19 protein-coding genes are annotated in these 15051 nt (G+C 48.0%); 13 read left to right on the forward strand and 6 right to left on the reverse strand.

All coding sequences use genetic code 11. The features are described from left to right. Positions 1-27: 27 nt before the first annotated feature. Positions 28-1488: a DUF2867 domain-containing protein gene (locus QL223_RS23540; protein WP_039850641.1), complete on the reverse strand. Its 1461-nt coding sequence runs from the start codon at positions 1486-1488 to the stop codon at positions 28-30. A 398-nt stretch (positions 1489-1886) separates the two neighbouring features. Between QL223_RS23540 and QL223_RS23545 the strand changes: the two genes are divergently transcribed. The 6 genes from QL223_RS23545 to QL223_RS23570 all read left to right on the forward strand — a co-directional run bounded on the left by QL223_RS23545 (position 1887) and on the right by QL223_RS23570 (position 7818). Further along, positions 1887-2558, forward strand: a complete 672-nt coding sequence (locus QL223_RS23545) for an ABC transporter ATP-binding protein (protein WP_281546130.1) — start codon at positions 1887-1889, stop codon at positions 2556-2558. After that, positions 2539-4998 carry an ABC transporter permease gene (locus tag QL223_RS23550; protein WP_281546131.1) on the forward strand — a complete coding sequence of 820 codons (2460 nt, stop codon included), beginning with the start codon at positions 2539-2541 and terminating at the stop codon, positions 4996-4998. Before QL223_RS23545 ends, QL223_RS23550 begins: the two co-directional genes overlap by 20 nt. Then, entirely contained in the window at positions 4998-6113 is a 1116-nt protein-coding gene (locus QL223_RS23555) for a lipocalin-like domain-containing protein (RefSeq protein WP_281546132.1), read from the forward strand. The genes QL223_RS23550 and QL223_RS23555 overlap by 1 nt, the downstream gene beginning before the upstream one ends. Positions 6114-6291: 178 nt before the next feature. Continuing rightward, positions 6292-7161, forward strand: coding sequence for an aldo/keto reductase (locus tag QL223_RS23560; RefSeq protein WP_281546133.1), 870 nt, complete (start codon positions 6292-6294; stop codon positions 7159-7161). An 84-nt stretch (positions 7162-7245) separates the two neighbouring features. Then, positions 7246-7569: a hypothetical protein gene (locus tag QL223_RS23565; protein WP_002542496.1), complete on the forward strand. Its 324-nt coding sequence runs from the start codon at positions 7246-7248 to the stop codon at positions 7567-7569. Between the two features lie 12 nt (positions 7570-7581). After that, positions 7582-7818: a hypothetical protein gene (locus QL223_RS23570; protein ID WP_002542498.1), complete on the forward strand. Its 237-nt coding sequence runs from the start codon at positions 7582-7584 to the stop codon at positions 7816-7818. A gap of 311 nt (positions 7819-8129) precedes the next feature. On the opposite strand, the gene QL223_RS23575 is transcribed toward QL223_RS23570, so the two are convergent. The 5 genes from QL223_RS23575 to QL223_RS23595 all read right to left on the reverse strand — a co-directional run bounded on the left by QL223_RS23575 (position 8130) and on the right by QL223_RS23595 (position 10832). Next, positions 8130-9284, reverse strand: a complete 1155-nt coding sequence (locus tag QL223_RS23575; protein ID WP_281546134.1) for a phage integrase Arm DNA-binding domain-containing protein — start codon at positions 9282-9284, stop codon at positions 8130-8132. Next, complete coding sequence (locus QL223_RS23580) at positions 9274-9510, reverse strand: excisionase (protein WP_002542500.1); 237 nt, start codon at positions 9508-9510, stop codon at positions 9274-9276. Before QL223_RS23580 ends, QL223_RS23575 begins: the two co-directional genes overlap by 11 nt. A gap of 26 nt (positions 9511-9536) precedes the next feature. After that, a complete protein-coding gene (locus QL223_RS23585; RefSeq protein ID WP_281546135.1) occupies positions 9537-9920 on the reverse strand; it encodes a single-stranded DNA-binding protein in 384 nt (127 codons plus the stop codon). A 1-nt stretch (position 9921) separates the two neighbouring features. Then, positions 9922-10101 carry a hypothetical protein gene (locus QL223_RS23590; protein ID WP_281546136.1) on the reverse strand — a complete coding sequence of 60 codons (180 nt, stop codon included), beginning with the start codon at positions 10099-10101 and terminating at the stop codon, positions 9922-9924. Between the two features lie 83 nt (positions 10102-10184). Further along, positions 10185-10832, reverse strand: coding sequence for a RecT family recombinase (locus QL223_RS23595; protein WP_281546137.1), 648 nt, complete (start codon positions 10830-10832; stop codon positions 10185-10187). Positions 10833-10876: 44 nt separating this feature from the next. Between QL223_RS23595 and QL223_RS23600 the strand changes: the two genes are divergently transcribed. The 7 genes from QL223_RS23600 (at position 10877) to QL223_RS23630 (ending at position 14741) form a co-directional block, all read left to right on the forward strand. Further along, positions 10877-11140 carry a hypothetical protein gene (locus QL223_RS23600; protein WP_281546138.1) on the forward strand — a complete coding sequence of 88 codons (264 nt, stop codon included), beginning with the start codon at positions 10877-10879 and terminating at the stop codon, positions 11138-11140. A gap of 108 nt (positions 11141-11248) precedes the next feature. Beyond that, positions 11249-11815 (forward strand): ankyrin repeat domain-containing protein, encoded by a 567-nt coding sequence (locus QL223_RS23605; protein ID WP_083939979.1) that lies wholly within the window; start codon positions 11249-11251, stop codon positions 11813-11815. Between the two features lie 132 nt (positions 11816-11947). Further along, the gene (locus QL223_RS23610) at positions 11948-12217 is read left to right on the forward strand and encodes a hypothetical protein (RefSeq protein ID WP_002542505.1); all 270 of its coding nucleotides are present in this window, start codon (positions 11948-11950) and stop codon (positions 12215-12217) included. 141 nt (positions 12218-12358) lie between these two features. Beyond that, a complete protein-coding gene (locus QL223_RS23615) occupies positions 12359-12652 on the forward strand; it encodes a hypothetical protein (protein ID WP_051997557.1) in 294 nt (97 codons plus the stop codon). Between the two features lie 135 nt (positions 12653-12787). Further along, positions 12788-13213 carry a hypothetical protein gene (locus tag QL223_RS23620; protein WP_281546139.1) on the forward strand — a complete coding sequence of 142 codons (426 nt, stop codon included), beginning with the start codon at positions 12788-12790 and terminating at the stop codon, positions 13211-13213. A gap of 360 nt (positions 13214-13573) precedes the next feature. After that, the gene (locus tag QL223_RS23625) at positions 13574-13966 is read left to right on the forward strand and encodes a hypothetical protein (RefSeq protein WP_039850639.1); all 393 of its coding nucleotides are present in this window, start codon (positions 13574-13576) and stop codon (positions 13964-13966) included. Positions 13967-14111: 145 nt separating this feature from the next. After that, entirely contained in the window at positions 14112-14741 is a 630-nt protein-coding gene (locus QL223_RS23630; RefSeq protein WP_281546140.1) for a hypothetical protein, read from the forward strand. Positions 14742-15051: the final 310 nt, after the last annotated feature.

A 15051-nucleotide genomic window follows, 5' to 3' on the forward strand; every position in this document is an offset into this window, starting at 1 on the left:
AAGCAAAGGTCAGCAGACCCAAGGAAATTATATGTGGTGCGAAGGAGTAGTCTTCTTCGCACCACTTTTTTTTGCCAGAGCAAAAGCCATGCCTTTGAAGATAAAAAGGTGAGCGGGCATCATCGCAAACCAATAAAGCAAGCCGCTAAAACCCGCAGGGTGCCACCAAGCGCGGATATCCAACAAACGCGTTTCGCCCAAGTCCTTCACCGTAAATTCCAGACGGCCTAGTCCCGGTGCTTTCATGCCAAACAGCAGTGACAAATGTTTTTGCGGGTGGCACTGAATCACTTTCCAGCTATCGATATAATCACCAGTTTCAAGCGAAGATCTTTGCGGTCGACGTTTTCCCAGCGCATTTCCACCAACTGCTGCATCCATGTAAGCCCGGATTTTCCAGAGCCAATTCCCGAAGAAATAACCTTCATCACCGCCAACTTTTTGTATGTTCGACCAGAGCGATGCCGCAGTGGCATCGGTTTCTACGGTGAAGCCAGCATGCTTGGGGTAGTAGCCATAATTTCGGTGCCAGCGAGCGATGGCATCAGGGTCAAACCCCCAAATATCATTTTTTACGACATCACTTTCATTGCTGAGTGCGGATTCAACGGCTTGTTCAAAACCGAGTTGTGGTACGGGAATTAGAGTGCCTATGTCCTTGCCGGTAGGGAGCAAGTCATAACGCAGTCCATCGATCAGTGCACTGGCAATAGATTTGGGCACGGTCGTGACAAGCGTTAGCCACATTGAGGAAATCTTGGGTGTCAGTAAAGGCACCTTAATGATGAAGATCCGCTTGTTGATGATGCGGGCGAAACGACGCATTTGATCTTCATAGCTGATCACTTCGGGGCCACTGACATCAAATATCGGAGAGCCTTCGACAGGCACTTCAATCAATTTGGTGAGGTAGCCAATCATGGTTTCAAGGGCAACCGGGCTGGATTTGGAACGGACCCAGACTGGCGTGGTGATGACAGGGAGGTGAGAGACTATATCTCGCATGACTTCAAAGGCCGCAGAGCCACTACCAATGATAATGCCTGCGCGCAGTTCAATCACTTGCTTGCCGCAATCGCGTAGGATATTCCCAGTCACTTTTCTGGCTGCGAGGTGGGTAGAAGTGACATTGTTGGGTTGGGTCGCGCCCAGATAGATGAGCCGGGAAACCTGACTTTTTGCTATCTGATTTGAAACATGACGCGCCATATTGAGCTCATGCTGATAGAAATCTGATCCAGATGCCATGCCATGAACCAAATAAAAGACCTGTGATACTCCTGACAGAATGGAGGAGAGGTCACCTTCGTCTAACAGATCCACTTCCGCCAGTGTCACGTTGGGATGGTTATGCCAGGCCTGATGTTTTAGTGTCTCTAATGAGCGGCTGGTTGCGATGACCTGATAGCCTAAGGCCAATAAGTTTGGCACCAAATGACTGCCCACATAACCCGTCGCACCAATCACCAACATCTTTTTACTGGGCATCATATTTTGAATCTCATCGCAAACTTCTTCATTCCATGAGAGCGATCTCTGCCGCAGGATTGCTCGTATATTTTGTCATTGGCACAAACTCCCTTCGCAACGACCTTATTGAGAAATAAGACAAATTAACTTGCGAAAGCGTGACTGTTCGTTGTCAGCACAGTGTCAAAGAAACAAGGCTATCGGAAAAGAGAGTAAAAATCTGTGATTATCTATGCCTTTAAAGCTGGATATAGCCTGCATGAATTGATGGTTAAATAGGCGATTGTGATTAATTGTCAAAATGTGCTGTGGATTCAAACACCTTTCTTGACGCCGAAGTTTGCGGTAAATTGCTTCACCTATCACATTATCGCGCGACCTTTTTCGACGCTTGTTGGAAAAACCAAGGGGAAAAAATGCTAGAGCTGGTTGGACTTTGCAAAGGCTATCTTGATGGAGGGGAATTCCATCCAGTATTGCAAGGTGCAGAGCTATCCTTAGCCAAGCATGATCAGGTGGCCTTGATGGGCGAGAGTGGCTCAGGTAAGAGTACACTGTTGAACCTTATTGGTGGATTAGATAATCCTGATTCCGGTGAAGTCATTGTCGCGGGAACGCCTATCCACGAGCTTGCCGAGCGCGACCGCACTCGTTTTCGCCGCAACAACATCGGCATGATCTTCCAGCAGTTCAATCTGCTCCCCACGCTTACCATCGCTGACAACATCCGTTTCTGTCGCCAATTGAAAGGCCTGCATGACGACGACGCTCTGTGGCGACAAATCCTCTCTGCGCTGGATTTGATGCCTTTGCTGGGTCGCTACCCCGAGGAGGTGTCTGGTGGCCAGCAGCAGCGCGCAGCGATTGCGCGCTCTCTCTATATGGAACCTAAAATCCTGCTGGCTGACGAACCGACAGGCAGTCTGGATGAGCGCAATGCCGACGCAGTAATGCGTCTTCTCACGACACTGACCAATTCGCTTGATTGCACTTTGCTCGTTGTCACTCACAGTGAAAAAGTGGCGGATTATCTTGGGCATCGTGTCACGCTACAAGGGGGCGTTCTGAATGTACGTACCCGTAGCTAAAGCGCTATTCGGACACTACCGCCGACATCCGTTTCAGGTTCTTCTTGTCTGGCTGGGGTTAACGCTAGGCGTCGCTTTGTTGGTTGGTGTTATGTCAATCAACCAACACGCGCAAGACAGCTACCAAAAAGGCGCCAGCTTATTTACTAATCCGTTTCCTTATGTGCTCCATCATCGTGAGCGCGGAAAACGCGTTGATGAGCCGCTGTATATTTCGATGCGACGTGCAGGATTCAACCAGTGCGTGCCTGTCGATATCTACCGAACTTCAACACAGGATGGCCATGATATTCAGCTAATGGGTGTTGATACCGTCGCCATGTTCGCTTTCAACGTAGCAAACCCTGATTCAGTGGCGGCAGAGCAGCCATTGCGAGACGGATTCACTACCCAGTGGGTGAGCACCGAACTCGCTAACCATCTTGGCTGGGTGGATGGGCAAAAAATCACGCTAAAAGATGGGAACAAAATCGGACCTATCAAACTGGTAGAAGGTGGCCAGATTGGTTCTGGTACCCGTATTTTCGGTGACATGTCTATTATCCGCGGCTTGTCAGACCATGACGGTTTCAAACTTATTTACTGTGGGGTCATGGATAAAGCCGAGCGTGATGCATTGCGCGATGTTCTTCCATCTACGATCACGCTATCCCGAACAGAAACGGCGCAATTGGGCCCATTGACGAGAGCGTTCCACCTCAATCTATTCGCTATGGGACTTCTGGCCTTTGTCGTTGGCCTGTTTATCTTCTATCAAGCGATATCGCTTTCCATGGCACAGCGACAACCACTGGTTGGCTTGATGCGAGAATTGGGCGTTGGCAGGAAATCGCTAGCGTGGGTTGTCAGCCTTGAAATGCTGATTTGGCTCTTTATGGGTTTGATTGGCGGCAATATTGCAGGCCTGATACTGGCCCAAAAACTGATGCCAACGGTCGCAACAACCCTGAGTGACCTTTATGGTGCGAATGTCGACCTCACATTAAACTGGCAATGGGAGTGGGGCTTCTACAGCTTCCTGTTAGGCGTTTGTGGTTTTGCTTTGGCATCTGGCTGGCCGTTATATCGATTGCTTACCACGCCACCTGCCCGCCTTTCAAAGCGTATGTCTCTGGTTCGTTTTTCTGGCCGAGAATTCAGCTGGCAAGCGATTGTAGCCTCCCTGTTTATTGTCATCGCCATGTTGGTTTACAGCGCACCCCAAAGCCAAGCGCAAGGGTTTACCTTAATAGCCTTAATCCTTATCAGCGGCGGCTTGTTTCTGCCGTTTATGATGTGGAAATGCTTTCTGCTACTTTCTGAAAAGATCAAGATTGCCCGCCTGCGTTGGTTCCTTTCCGATGCGTCAGCCAGCCTGAGTTATCGTGGCATTGCTGCCATGGCTTTTATGATGGCGATTGCCACCAATATTGGTATGGAAACCATGGTGGGAAGTTTCCGAACTACAACGGAAAACTGGCTTCAGCAACGACTGGCGGCTGACATCTACGTCAAACCAGAAAAAGCGGTGGCGCAGCAACTATCAGATTGGTTGGAACAACAAGACGAAGTTAAGCGCAGTCTGGTTCAGTGGCGACATGAAATAGACACCGCCCAAGGAATTGTCGAAATCCATACTATTGGTACCAGTGCAGAAGAGCGTGAGGCTCTGGCTATAAAAGTGGCGGCGCCAGATTACTGGAACCACTTGCATCAGGGCAAGTCTATGATGTTGAGTGAGTCACTGGCGCTTAAATTTGATGCTCAACCAGGAGACAGCATTGCGCTTCCAGCCCCATTTGGTGATGGCTGGAAAGTGGCGGGCATCTATTTTGATTACGGTAACCCATATAGCCAAGTGATTGTCTCTAACCGCTCTTCTTTAATTCCTTGGATTCAGGATGCGGGACGGGTAGGAGTGGCCGCACTTTTTAATGAGGGCGCTAATGAAGAAGCGCTGGTTGATGGCATGCGCAAGCAGTTCAATCTGCAGGAGACGCAAGTCAGCAATCAAAGAGATATTCTTGCTACTGCAATGCGTATTTTTGACCGAACGTTTTTGGTTACTGATACGCTTTGCACGCTAACCCTTATCATCGCCATTTGTGGACTGTTCTTCTCAACGCTGGCAACTGAGCTTTCGCGCCAACGTCAGTATGCTCTGCTTCGATATATGGGGATATCAGGGCGGGAATTGGCTTTTTTAGGTGGCGGTCAATTGATGCTGATTGGCTTGTTTTCCGCGCTGTTTGCTTTGCCTCTTGGGCTCGTTATCGCTGAAGTGTTAATTAACATCGTGCTCAAATACTCTTTTGGCTGGACGATGTCGGTGTCCTACTTCCCAGCCAGTTATCTTATTACCTTGGGTGGCTCTTTGCTGACGTTGCTATTGGCAGGATGTTGGCCTGTGTGGCGTTTGATCAAGCGGTCTGCAATCCTTTCCTTGCGGGAGGCTCAGTAATGCGCGAGGCGAAGCCACAACCCTTTATGTTGACAGTCATTGGCTGGAGCTTTGCTGCTCTGCTGTGTTTGTTGGCACTGTTTGGTTCCGTGTTGCTGAAAGACGATCCGCCAGACCGAACTGCTGTGGCTGCACTGGTTGCCGCTAATGCTGAAGACTTTACGAAGGTAGTTCCTGGCCGGGAAATCCAATTTCCGAAAGACTACGGTTCGCACGACGATTTTCGTCAGGAGTGGTGGTACGTCACAGGAAATCTGCAAGATGAAGCGGGAAATCATTATGGTATTCAGTGGACGTTGTTCCGCTCTGCCATCTCATCGCAAAGAGGTGAGGGTTGGGACAACAACCAGATTTTCATGGCTCATGCCGTGCTGACGACGAAAGCGGGTGTTTTCGCCGCAGAGCGTTTTTCCCGGGGCGGAATTGGTCAAGCAGGCGTATCAGATAAGCCATTCAATGTGTGGTTGGATAACTGGCAATGGCGTGGAAACGGAGAGCAACCATTTCCAGCCAAACTGCAAGCGGAAGACAAGGATTTTACTTTCAAGTTAACCATGTCAAAAAACCTTCCAGAGATTTTGCAAGGCGATAATGGTTATAGCCAAAAACATGCGGTAAAAGATGTCGCCTCTTACTATTTCAGCGTGCCAGCTGTCGCATTGGATGGAGTGATCGAATTGAACGGCAAATCCGTGAAGGTATCTGGAAAAGGCTGGGTTGACCGCGAATGGAGTACCCAAGCCTTGAGTGAAGATCAACTTGGTTGGGATTGGTTTTCTCTTCAACTTGATGACGGTCGTTCGCTTATGTTGGTGCAGGTTCGCGGGGAGCAATCGCCTTACCGGTTTGGCTCTATCACTGATGCCGCAGGAAACACCAAGACGCTGAAAAACGGCGAAATTGAACTTCAACCTATCGCCTTCGCGAAAATGCCCACTGGCCGCCATCTTCCGATCAAATGGAAGATTCAGGTGCCTGAACAGGACATTATGCTTACCACTAAACCCATCCATGAACAGAACTGGTTACCGTTTACTTTCCCTTATTGGGAAGGGCCAATCATGATAAATGGCTCGGTAAAAGGCGTCGGCTTTATGGAAGCAACGGGTTACTAGGCCTTGGGCCATGTCGTTGCTATTCACTCTGATGCTGTTCAAGTTCTGAATCACCTTAGTGATTTGATCTTTCACATATTGTTCTCTTTCCCCTCAAAGACTATGGTTAATATGACTATTAACATAATTGCAACTTTCGAGTCCGCTTGAAAAGTTAGCGAATGCGAGGCGAGCGCATATGTTCCCCATTATTTTGGGCACGGCTAAATTCGGCACCTATACCAGTCGCGAAGAGAGTTTTTCAGTTCTCGATGGATACTTGGCGTTGGGGGGACGGAGACTCGACACCGCTAATAACTACGCTGTCTGGCATCCCGATGGTAAAGGGGGCGAAAGTGAAACTGTTATCGGAGAGTGGCTGAAGACGAAAGACCGTTCTGATGTTGAAATCATGACAAAAATCGGCGCTCAGTCGGTGGATGGCTTTACTTACGACAAGCTGGATGGACTCTCGCCCGGCAATATTATGCAGTCAATCGATGATTGCTTGTCCCGTCTTCAAACTGACTACATTGATGTTCTCTACGCCCACGTTGACGATGAAAACACACCGCTGATTGAAACTTGGAAAACGATGTCTTCGCTTGTCGAACAGGGAACAGTCAAGGCGCTTGGCATTTCGAACTATAAAGAGCCAAGAGTGCTGGAGCTGCTCGATGTGATCAATCAAAACAACCTTGAGCCATTCAAATACGTTCAGTATCGCTATACCTTGTTGTCTCCTAACATCGACGCCAAGTTTGGCCCTCAGGTAGTGATGAACGAACACTTATTCGGGGCTTTAAAACACCTTGAATGCAAACCAGAAATCATTGGTTACAGCCCATTGCTAGATGGGAGTTATGAGCTTTCGCCAGACGAGCTAACTGATGAGTATGACAATCTGCTCAATGCAATCATGGTGGAAGAGTTACAAATGCAGGCAGAAGAGAGCGAAGCGACGACATCCTCCTTGGTGCTAAAAACCATATCTGATTATGGTGTCACGCCCGTGACGACTGCTTCCTCTATAGAGCGGCTAAAAGATAACCTAAAACTTTTGATTTGAACCAAGTCGCAATATGTTTTCACCATCCAGTCTGTGCTAATGTGTTGGAAGTGTTGAGTAAACTAGTCATTGGGATTAATAAAGATGATGAAAAAGTTACTTGTGGCTTCTGGCGTTCTTCTGCTCGCAGCCTGTTCGTCTGCACCAGATCCTATGGATGAACGTATCGATGCGGCTATCAAGCTTTGTCAGAGTGACAGCGCAAAAGCCTATTCACACACGGTTGATGGACTGCGCGTGATGTGTGACAGCGGTAGCTCTTACATTATCCGTGGTGACATTTCTTTGGAACAAATAGTCGAGATGGACAGGGTATATTGCTCTAGCATGGGTATTCGTGACTTCGTCTCAAGTAAGAGCGGCGAAATTAAGCTCGCCTGCAATGATGGCTCTAACTACGTTTTATAAAGGCAGATGACAATGAAAAAAGTACTGATTTCTCTTACTGCAGCGGCTTTGATGGCAGGCTGTTCTTCAATTGAAACGGCGGAGTCAATGCCAAACCCAGATCAGCGTGTGGTTGATAGCCGTTTGAACATTTCTTCAGATTTAAACGCGACCTACTGTGAAGGTAAAGGCTTTGAGAAGTACATGGAGCGTGAAAAATACTACACCTTCACTTGTAAAGACGGCGCATTCTTCAATATAGCGAAGTAAAAATGCCGACTTTGGGTAAGGTTATGTAAGGCGCTGGGGAAACCCGGCGCTTTTTGGTTTAAGTTTATAAATACTCCCATTTATTGTATTAATAACAGATGATTAGCACTTTTGTTTTTTGACTTTTTAATGGAGGTGATTGGGGTTTTTAAACGGATAAATGCCTTCTTATCTCTATTTTCTTCACTCATTCGGTGAGACGTAATAAAAAGTTCCCTCCAAAATCCCTCCAAAACTATCCCTCCAAAACGACAGCGATGATCCAGTGGTATTGTGCCTTGATCCCAAGAAACGGGTTTTGAGTGACAACGTCACAATTTTAAAGGCGCTTTGACATAGATATATTCACTTCCACGTTCATCATGGTACTTGTCTGTCATTTTTCGGCTTTTGTGTCCCAGTAACACCTGCGTGTCATAGCCGAGGTCGGCGTAGGTTCGTTCAGCCAGCGAGCGCAGCTCATGAAAACTCGGCGCCGTGCCATCTTTCCATGTCAAACCGCTCTCGTCGCGGATTTTGAGAAACGATTTGCTGAGAGACATCGCACTGACCTTCGAGCCCTTGCGCGTGGGGGCATGTTTGGTGGTGAGGTGGAGCAGGTAGTGACTGAGCACGCCCGTGGCGCGGCAAAGTTCAATGATTTCCCCCAAGGACAGGCCGACCAGTGGATTGGTCAGCGTCAGTGGAAACGCGAGTTTTGTTTTGCCACGCGATTTGTTGATACTCACCAACAGATGGCCGTGTTTGACATGCGAAAACCTCAAGTCGCACAGGTCCTGCCGCCGTAAACCTGTCGTGAGGGCCAGATAAAGTGAGTGCAACATATAGGGGAAAGACTGTTTCTTGGCCGTCTCGACCAATACTGGCCATTCGTCCCGTGTCAGGCGGTTTCTTGCCACCTTGAGCCTTGGCGCACGTGTCGCCACCGCCGGATTGATCCCGCCTTCAATCTCCCCGGCGTGAAGTGCTTCTTTAAAGCAATCTATCCAGGTTGAGCGCAGCCGTGCTGCCATGTGCATTTTCTTTTTGGCTCTGTATTCATCGAGGATCTTAGCCAGTGATTTGGTATCAATGTCTTTCAGTCCCACTTGTCCAAGCCGGGTCTCGAGCACATTGATGCAATAGCCCCGTTGCTTGACTGTATTCTCCGTCAGCTCGCCGCTTTTCAGCCGTTCGCGTTGAAGTGTCATGTACCTTTTGCACCAGGTGGCGGTGCGGATACCGTGACGGGTCACCTTGGCCGTGTTCTGCTCGAGAATGTTTTGGTAGTGCTCCAGCATTTGGACGGCGATCCGCTCATTGAGCTCTTTAGCGGCTGCGATGGCTCTTTTTCTATCGGTGCCCAGCCCGTGAAAGCGGCCCGTTCTGGCATCCCGGTATTGGTAGTAGACTTTGCCGGAGCGCTTATCGAGCTTTTCATATAAGTTCTGGATGGTGAGGTTATGAGAGCGGGGTCTAGCGGCCATGGTGCAAAATCCTTTCTACCAATGGATCTGACGAATGGCTGGCTACCTCGCCAAGCCCAATAAACCGCGCGTCCTGCCTGACCATCCATCGGCCGCCCACTTTTAGCGGAGGCGGATCGATTTGGCGTGTTTTGGCCCAGCGCGACATGGTCGCCGCGGAGTAATGTTCACCAGGGAATACGGCGGCTGCCCAATCAGACAGCCGGATAAAGTGATAATTGCTCATTCGAACCTCCGAAGACGTTCAATCCATTAGAAAGGGGGCTTGATATCACGCCAGTCAGTCTCAATCGGTGCTGCGGGCTGTGCTTGCGCGGGGGCCGTTTCGGTCTTGGCGCTGTCGGTGAACTCCACGTTCATGATTTTTGCCTTCAGCGACGCGGCTGTGGTGCCATCGCCTTTTTGGTAGGTATCGACGGCCACGTCCTCGGCATGGATGAGCAGCTGCTTGCCCTTGGTGAGGTGGGGCGCCAGTTTCACCGCTCGGTCACCCCAAAGTTGGCCATTGAGCCATTGGGTTTCCTTGTTCGCGCCATAGCCAATGGAATAGGCAAGGGAGAGACTAGCCACGTTGTGGCCGTTGGGCGTGGTCCTTAGGACCGCGTCTGCCCCTAATAGACATAATACGGTCAGCATCTTATTCCTCCTTCTCTGCATCAACGACGTGCTCTGGCTGTTCATCGGCTGCGCGTAAGCTGGCCAATTTGTCTTTGTACGCGCTGCGGGCGGTTTTTAATGCGGCTGGCGGGAGTGTCTTGGCGGTGTCTTCCATTTCCGCCAGTTCCGTTTCTGTTTGCGCGGCCTGGATTTTTTCCAACACTCTGTCCAGCGCCTCTGTTGGAACTTCGGCCTCGGGGGCCGGGCCAGTTTGGACAGCAATGATGCGGTTTTACTCTGCTTTTACGGTACCGCGTTGATGGCTTTTTCGGTCGGCATGTCGAGCTCATCAGGGGTGTACACGCCGAGAATGACATCTGGGCAATACAGACGTGACCAGCGCTTAACCGCTAGATAGGCAATTTGCTGACGTGGGTCGGATTTCCAGTTCGGGGAGTTTCGCACGGTGATAGGCTTGAGCAGAATTTCCAGCTGACGGGGCTCGGTTTCGCCTTTCAATGTGGCCCAGACGCGCACGCCCAGTCCGTCTTCATCTTTCTTCTGGAGCCCAGCATGGATGTACTTATCCCAGTCGCCAAACCACTCGTAATGTAACCGGTCTTTCGTGGGCGCCATGGTATTGATAACCGCATTGACCAGCTGGGCTTCGTACCCGAGGGTCCCATTCACCAGGTGGGTTTTCTGTGCCACTGCGTGGGGATTCATGCGCCATTGCATGGCCTGAAGGGTCACCGCCAAACAATCACCGACGCTGCCCCGCAGGTGGGCAGGGACCGTGGTTTTCCCTTGCGCCATGAGCTCTGCAAAGCGTTCCAGGCGTCCCATGATGTCAGGGTTAAACATCATGGTCGCGACATCGTAGTGGGGCATGTCCATATCAACGATGGCCAAAGCTTGCGTGTCCTGGGTGGCGAGTTCTGTGGTTGTCATCGTGGGCTCCTTACGCGCGGAAAACGCGGCTTTCGGTGGTGTTGGTGAATTGGGCGATCAATATTGAGGCTATTGATCAAAATGAAGTGAGAGAATGGCTAACTAACAGATTACCAAAATGCGATATTATCGTTTCTTGGCAACGAGATACTGCAGTTCTTACAAATACAGACTTGTTTATTCAGTACTGGGACGACTTTTGCTATGGTGCAAGTGATGACGTTTCAGTTTGGCCAAAAGATAAGTCGTGGGTACTTCACTACTGGCACGAAGAAGTGTTTTGGCATGGTAAATCAGCAAGCGTATAACAAGGTGCAGCAACGGACTTGTAAAACTGTCACTTGTTTTGCAAAACCCGCAAAACAACCGCCATTTTTACAAGCCGCTGTGCACGGCGTTAGGGCATAGCAGAAACAATGGGTAGAAATTTACTGAGTTTAATGTTTCTTTTGGCTCTCGTGACTGGATGTAGTGACAAGCCTTGTCACACTGATCCTACTACAAATTTTAATAAGGCTATCGAATCCTTAGTTAAGGAGAAAGACAATTCTCGTTCTCTTCGACTTATTGAAAATGGTTTAGATGTGAATTATCAAAATAGCTGTGGGGCTAGCATGTTGCACATAGCCACTATTATGGGTGATGAGCCATTGGTTAATTTGCTATTGTCAAAGTCAGCAAATCCCAATGTTTCGAATTGGCAGGGTGAAACACCAGTTTATATGGCTGCTCAATGGGGTGAAGACGATATATTGGTCAAGTTATTACAAGCAGGAGCTGAACCCAACTCTGTTGCTGGAGAATTAGCGTTTAGTCCTTTAATGATAGCGGCACTTAATGAACATCACAGTACGGTTGAGATATTAGTTGCACATGGTGCTGAGCCCGACTATACGAACAATGAAGGTGTATCAGCTGTTTCTATAGCAATAGAGAATGGCAACAGAGAACTGTTAGCAGCTTTGGAGACAAAAACGCCCTAACAAAGCCAATGAACGCGGACGCTTTTTCAATGCAGCAGCTTTTAAAAGTGTTTTTAATACAAGGGGTTAAAGCAGTTTTGGGCGGTTTGATAAGCGCCCATTATTGCGATGTTATGTCACAGAGGAGAGATTGTGGGCTTAGCTCAGACATTCCAATTTGAATATCAAAGCACAGAAGAAATTCAATCATTTATTAATAATCTTAATAAAATAGCAAGGCTTCAATTTGAAAAGGAGCTTTGGACGGTTTCAGAGTTTGAAGGCTGCAAGATGATGTTTGAAATCAGAATTGTTAGTAAAGGGTTGTACTGCCATCGCTCTGGGGATTACTTTAGTTTTCTTGGTTATTTTCTAGAGCAACTCTCCGGTGTTTTCGGTGCAGTAACAATTGAAGATGTGTAGTGATACGTAACGTAACAAAGACAATGAACGTGACACTTTGCCATCACAGTGGCTTTTTAAAGTGTCTTTAATTCAATGGGTTAAAGCGGTTTGGGTATTTTGATAAACGCCCGTTATTGCGACGTTATGACTGGAGGCTGAATGGAGTTTAACCCCAATTACGGCGTTTACGTGTGCGAGCATGTGTTTAGAAAAACTCGCCCAGTAAGATATAGCGTTCGCGATGCCGATGGTGACTGGCAATTTCTTTGTGGTGTTCCCGGTTGTGTAGATGAAGGAGAACCGCACTTAGTTGGAGTTGGTCATCTAATTGAAATGGACAATAGTATTAGAGATTTGGCCACCCTTGAACCCATGATGAGTGCAGTTAGGAAAAGCATTCATCAGCAGTGGATCATTAGATCGTTGGAACGAGACGATAGCGCAGATTCATAACAAGTGCCATCAACATGACGTTTACTCGTGGCGCATTTTTCATAGACACGCTGTGATTCAGGGGTTTCAGTCAGTTTGGCTAGTAAACGCCCGTTATCGTGACGTTAGCACTCCAATTAGTGATGGCATGTAAGTGTGAAAAATATTTTTGGATTATTCCCGTACTTTCAAGAGAAACATCTGGTAGAAATTTCCGACACCTCACTTGAGACCAGAATATCTTCTTCGAAGCTTGAAGGGTCGTATTCAGGGGAATCATTAAAGCTGACATACAAATCATGGCTAGGAAATGCCTTTGGACCAGTTGCAGTCTGTCAGGTAGGTAATCAAGTATCTGAGGTGGTTGTCACATACCGTCCCCGATTTGTTGGATGCGTTTTTTATGTATTCTGGACAGTGTTCATTTTGGATGGCTTAATTAGCGCAATCTACAATACTACCTTCCTTGGCGCACTGTTATTGGCGTTGTTGGCTTTGGCTGGATATGGATTAATTCAAATATCCTTCTGGGTAGAGGTGCCTCGACTTAAGCGTGAAGTTCGTAGCTTGTTTGGCAGCTAACGCTACGAGCATATAAACGGCACGTCCGCCCATGACCCATGCAATGAAAGGGCGGCTCAGCTTTTAGCTCTCCCCCAAACTTTCCGAATAACAAAGCGCTCATTTACACCGTGTACCCGCATCACACGTAAAGCGGACGCCTTGGTTGGCCATCACCGGCCAAATCCGCTCTCATTGTCAGTGAGAGCCCTTCACACCTTTCTTCCTGTCAACGCTTTGGTGTTTGGGCTCTCAAGTCTATCCTGATGCCGACCGCACGTTATCTCCCCGTCACTTTGCACAACATCTCTTGTTCGCTTACGCTGGTTCTTTGCTAGGGAATGCCTGTTACTTCGATGTTATCTCCAAAAGAGGATTGCCATGTTCTATCTTCCCAAATGGTTTGCTCAGAAGTTCGCCTACTTTAAAGACTCTTCGATATTGAGCATATGGCTTACATGCTTCGCGATGATGATATTGTTTGCCGTTTTTTTACCGCTAATAACTTCAATCAGCGATATGTTATTTGGACCCGCAGCTAGCATATTGCTTTTATGCTTTTTGGGAATGATGTCCGCAAAGTATTTTGCTAGGAAGAAAATCATTTTAACTGGGCCAATCGCTGTAAGAGTGGCAGCCTCAGATGCAGGAGAGACGGCAGCTAAAATTGGGAAAACGATTTCAGATATATTTTTCTTGCTATTTTTCTACTTCTGGCTGTTTTCTTGTTTATTCATAGCGTTATCACCTTTGCTCTTTTTGGCACTCACCTAACTCCTATGAACCATTCTCCAGTCAACAGGCCATAGCATTCTCCGGCTGCCCCGCGCAGCGTTTGCACACCTCCCCCAAAATCGCTTAATCTGATTTTTGGGGCAGGGAATGCCTGTTGGCCACCATTTCGGTTTGAAGGAAGACAATGTACGTTGACTACTCAAAATACTCTCCCAAGTCTCTGATTGAGGCACTCTCTTCAATTGACCCAGATGCTCATCCAGAAAATTACCAAAAGCTGATTGCCGAGATATCTGCTCGCCGAGAAGAGATTGAGCTTTATGAAGCTTCGCTGGAACAGCAGAAAGCGCAGAGATGGGAGTCGTATTTTTCCGTGATAGGTTACTGCCAACTTACGACCGGTGTTCTCGCTATCGTGGCCTGCGTTTTGTCTCTCTACAACCAGTTATTTGTGGATGCCTTCTTTGGTTTTGTCGTTGCAGCATTGAATATCGCTGCAGGGTATACGGTTGTAAAAAGAGACGATAGGTATTTCTTCTTATCGTACCTAAATATAGGGCTACAGGTATTTTCTGTTGGGATTGGTGGCTTCTATTTTAACTACTACGGCTTGGGTGGCGTCTTCTTAACATATGATTGGGTCTTACCCGTTTACAATGTTGTTGAGTTTGGCTTCTCGTTGGGGGGGAGCATTGCCTCATTCTCATCAGGTAATGGGTCAAACGGATTTGTACAATTAGATGTTCTGGCCGTGTTGTATCTTTTTATCATTCACAAAGTCATGACCAAGCGAAACGCTGACCCAAGTGTGTAAAGTCTCTCTACAAAGCTAATGCCCCCTGGCTGCACCGCGCAGCCAACCCTCTCAATCCGCAACTACTTAATTTCTTTGAACAAAATCTCCCCAATCAAACTCCCATGCGATCAAAATCAAATCTGGCTTTATGCACTTTGTGGTACATTCACGCCAAAAGTTTTAGACAGTGATGGCGTGTTGAGTGCCGAGAAGCGAAGGGCGGTAAGGTAAGTGGCTTTTGCCCCATTCCATATATGGAATCCACGTACCTACAAAACGAATCTGCAATCAAAGTTAAGATGCGTACGTATATTCGGCTTCTTGATGA

The sequence above is a fragment of the Grimontia sp. SpTr1 genome (genome assembly GCF_947387585.1).
In the GTDB taxonomy this organism is placed as follows: Bacteria; Pseudomonadota; Gammaproteobacteria; order Enterobacterales; family Vibrionaceae; genus Enterovibrio; species Enterovibrio indicus.

Bases quoted from the DNA above. Each gene is read 5' to 3' on its own strand.
- QL223_RS23540 (WP_039850641.1), bottom strand. From the start codon at position 1,488: ATGCCCAGTAAAAAGATGTTGGTGATTGGTGCGACGGGTTATGTGGGC.
- QL223_RS23545 (WP_281546130.1), top strand. From the start codon at position 1,887: ATGCTAGAGCTGGTTGGACTTTGCAAAGGCTATCTTGATGGAGGGGAA.
- QL223_RS23550 (WP_281546131.1), top strand. From the start codon at position 2,539: ATGTACGTACCCGTAGCTAAAGCGCTATTCGGACACTACCGCCGACAT.
- QL223_RS23555 (WP_281546132.1), top strand. From the start codon at position 4,998: ATGCGCGAGGCGAAGCCACAACCCTTTATGTTGACAGTCATTGGCTGG.
- QL223_RS23560 (WP_281546133.1), top strand. From the start codon at position 6,292: ATGTTCCCCATTATTTTGGGCACGGCTAAATTCGGCACCTATACCAGT.
- QL223_RS23565 (WP_002542496.1), top strand. From the start codon at position 7,246: ATGATGAAAAAGTTACTTGTGGCTTCTGGCGTTCTTCTGCTCGCAGCC.
- QL223_RS23570 (WP_002542498.1), top strand. From the start codon at position 7,582: ATGAAAAAAGTACTGATTTCTCTTACTGCAGCGGCTTTGATGGCAGGC.
- QL223_RS23575 (WP_281546134.1), bottom strand. From the start codon at position 9,284: ATGGCCGCTAGACCCCGCTCTCATAACCTCACCATCCAGAACTTATAT.
- QL223_RS23580 (WP_002542500.1), bottom strand. From the start codon at position 9,510: ATGAGCAATTATCACTTTATCCGGCTGTCTGATTGGGCAGCCGCCGTA.
- QL223_RS23585 (WP_281546135.1), bottom strand. From the start codon at position 9,920: ATGCTGACCGTATTATGTCTATTAGGGGCAGACGCGGTCCTAAGGACC.
- QL223_RS23595 (WP_281546137.1), bottom strand. From the start codon at position 10,832: ATGACAACCACAGAACTCGCCACCCAGGACACGCAAGCTTTGGCCATC.
- QL223_RS23605 (WP_083939979.1), top strand. From the start codon at position 11,249: ATGGGTAGAAATTTACTGAGTTTAATGTTTCTTTTGGCTCTCGTGACT.
- QL223_RS23615 (WP_051997557.1), top strand. From the start codon at position 12,359: ATGGAGTTTAACCCCAATTACGGCGTTTACGTGTGCGAGCATGTGTTT.
- QL223_RS23625 (WP_039850639.1), top strand. From the start codon at position 13,574: ATGTTCTATCTTCCCAAATGGTTTGCTCAGAAGTTCGCCTACTTTAAA.
- QL223_RS23630 (WP_281546140.1), top strand. From the start codon at position 14,112: ATGTACGTTGACTACTCAAAATACTCTCCCAAGTCTCTGATTGAGGCA.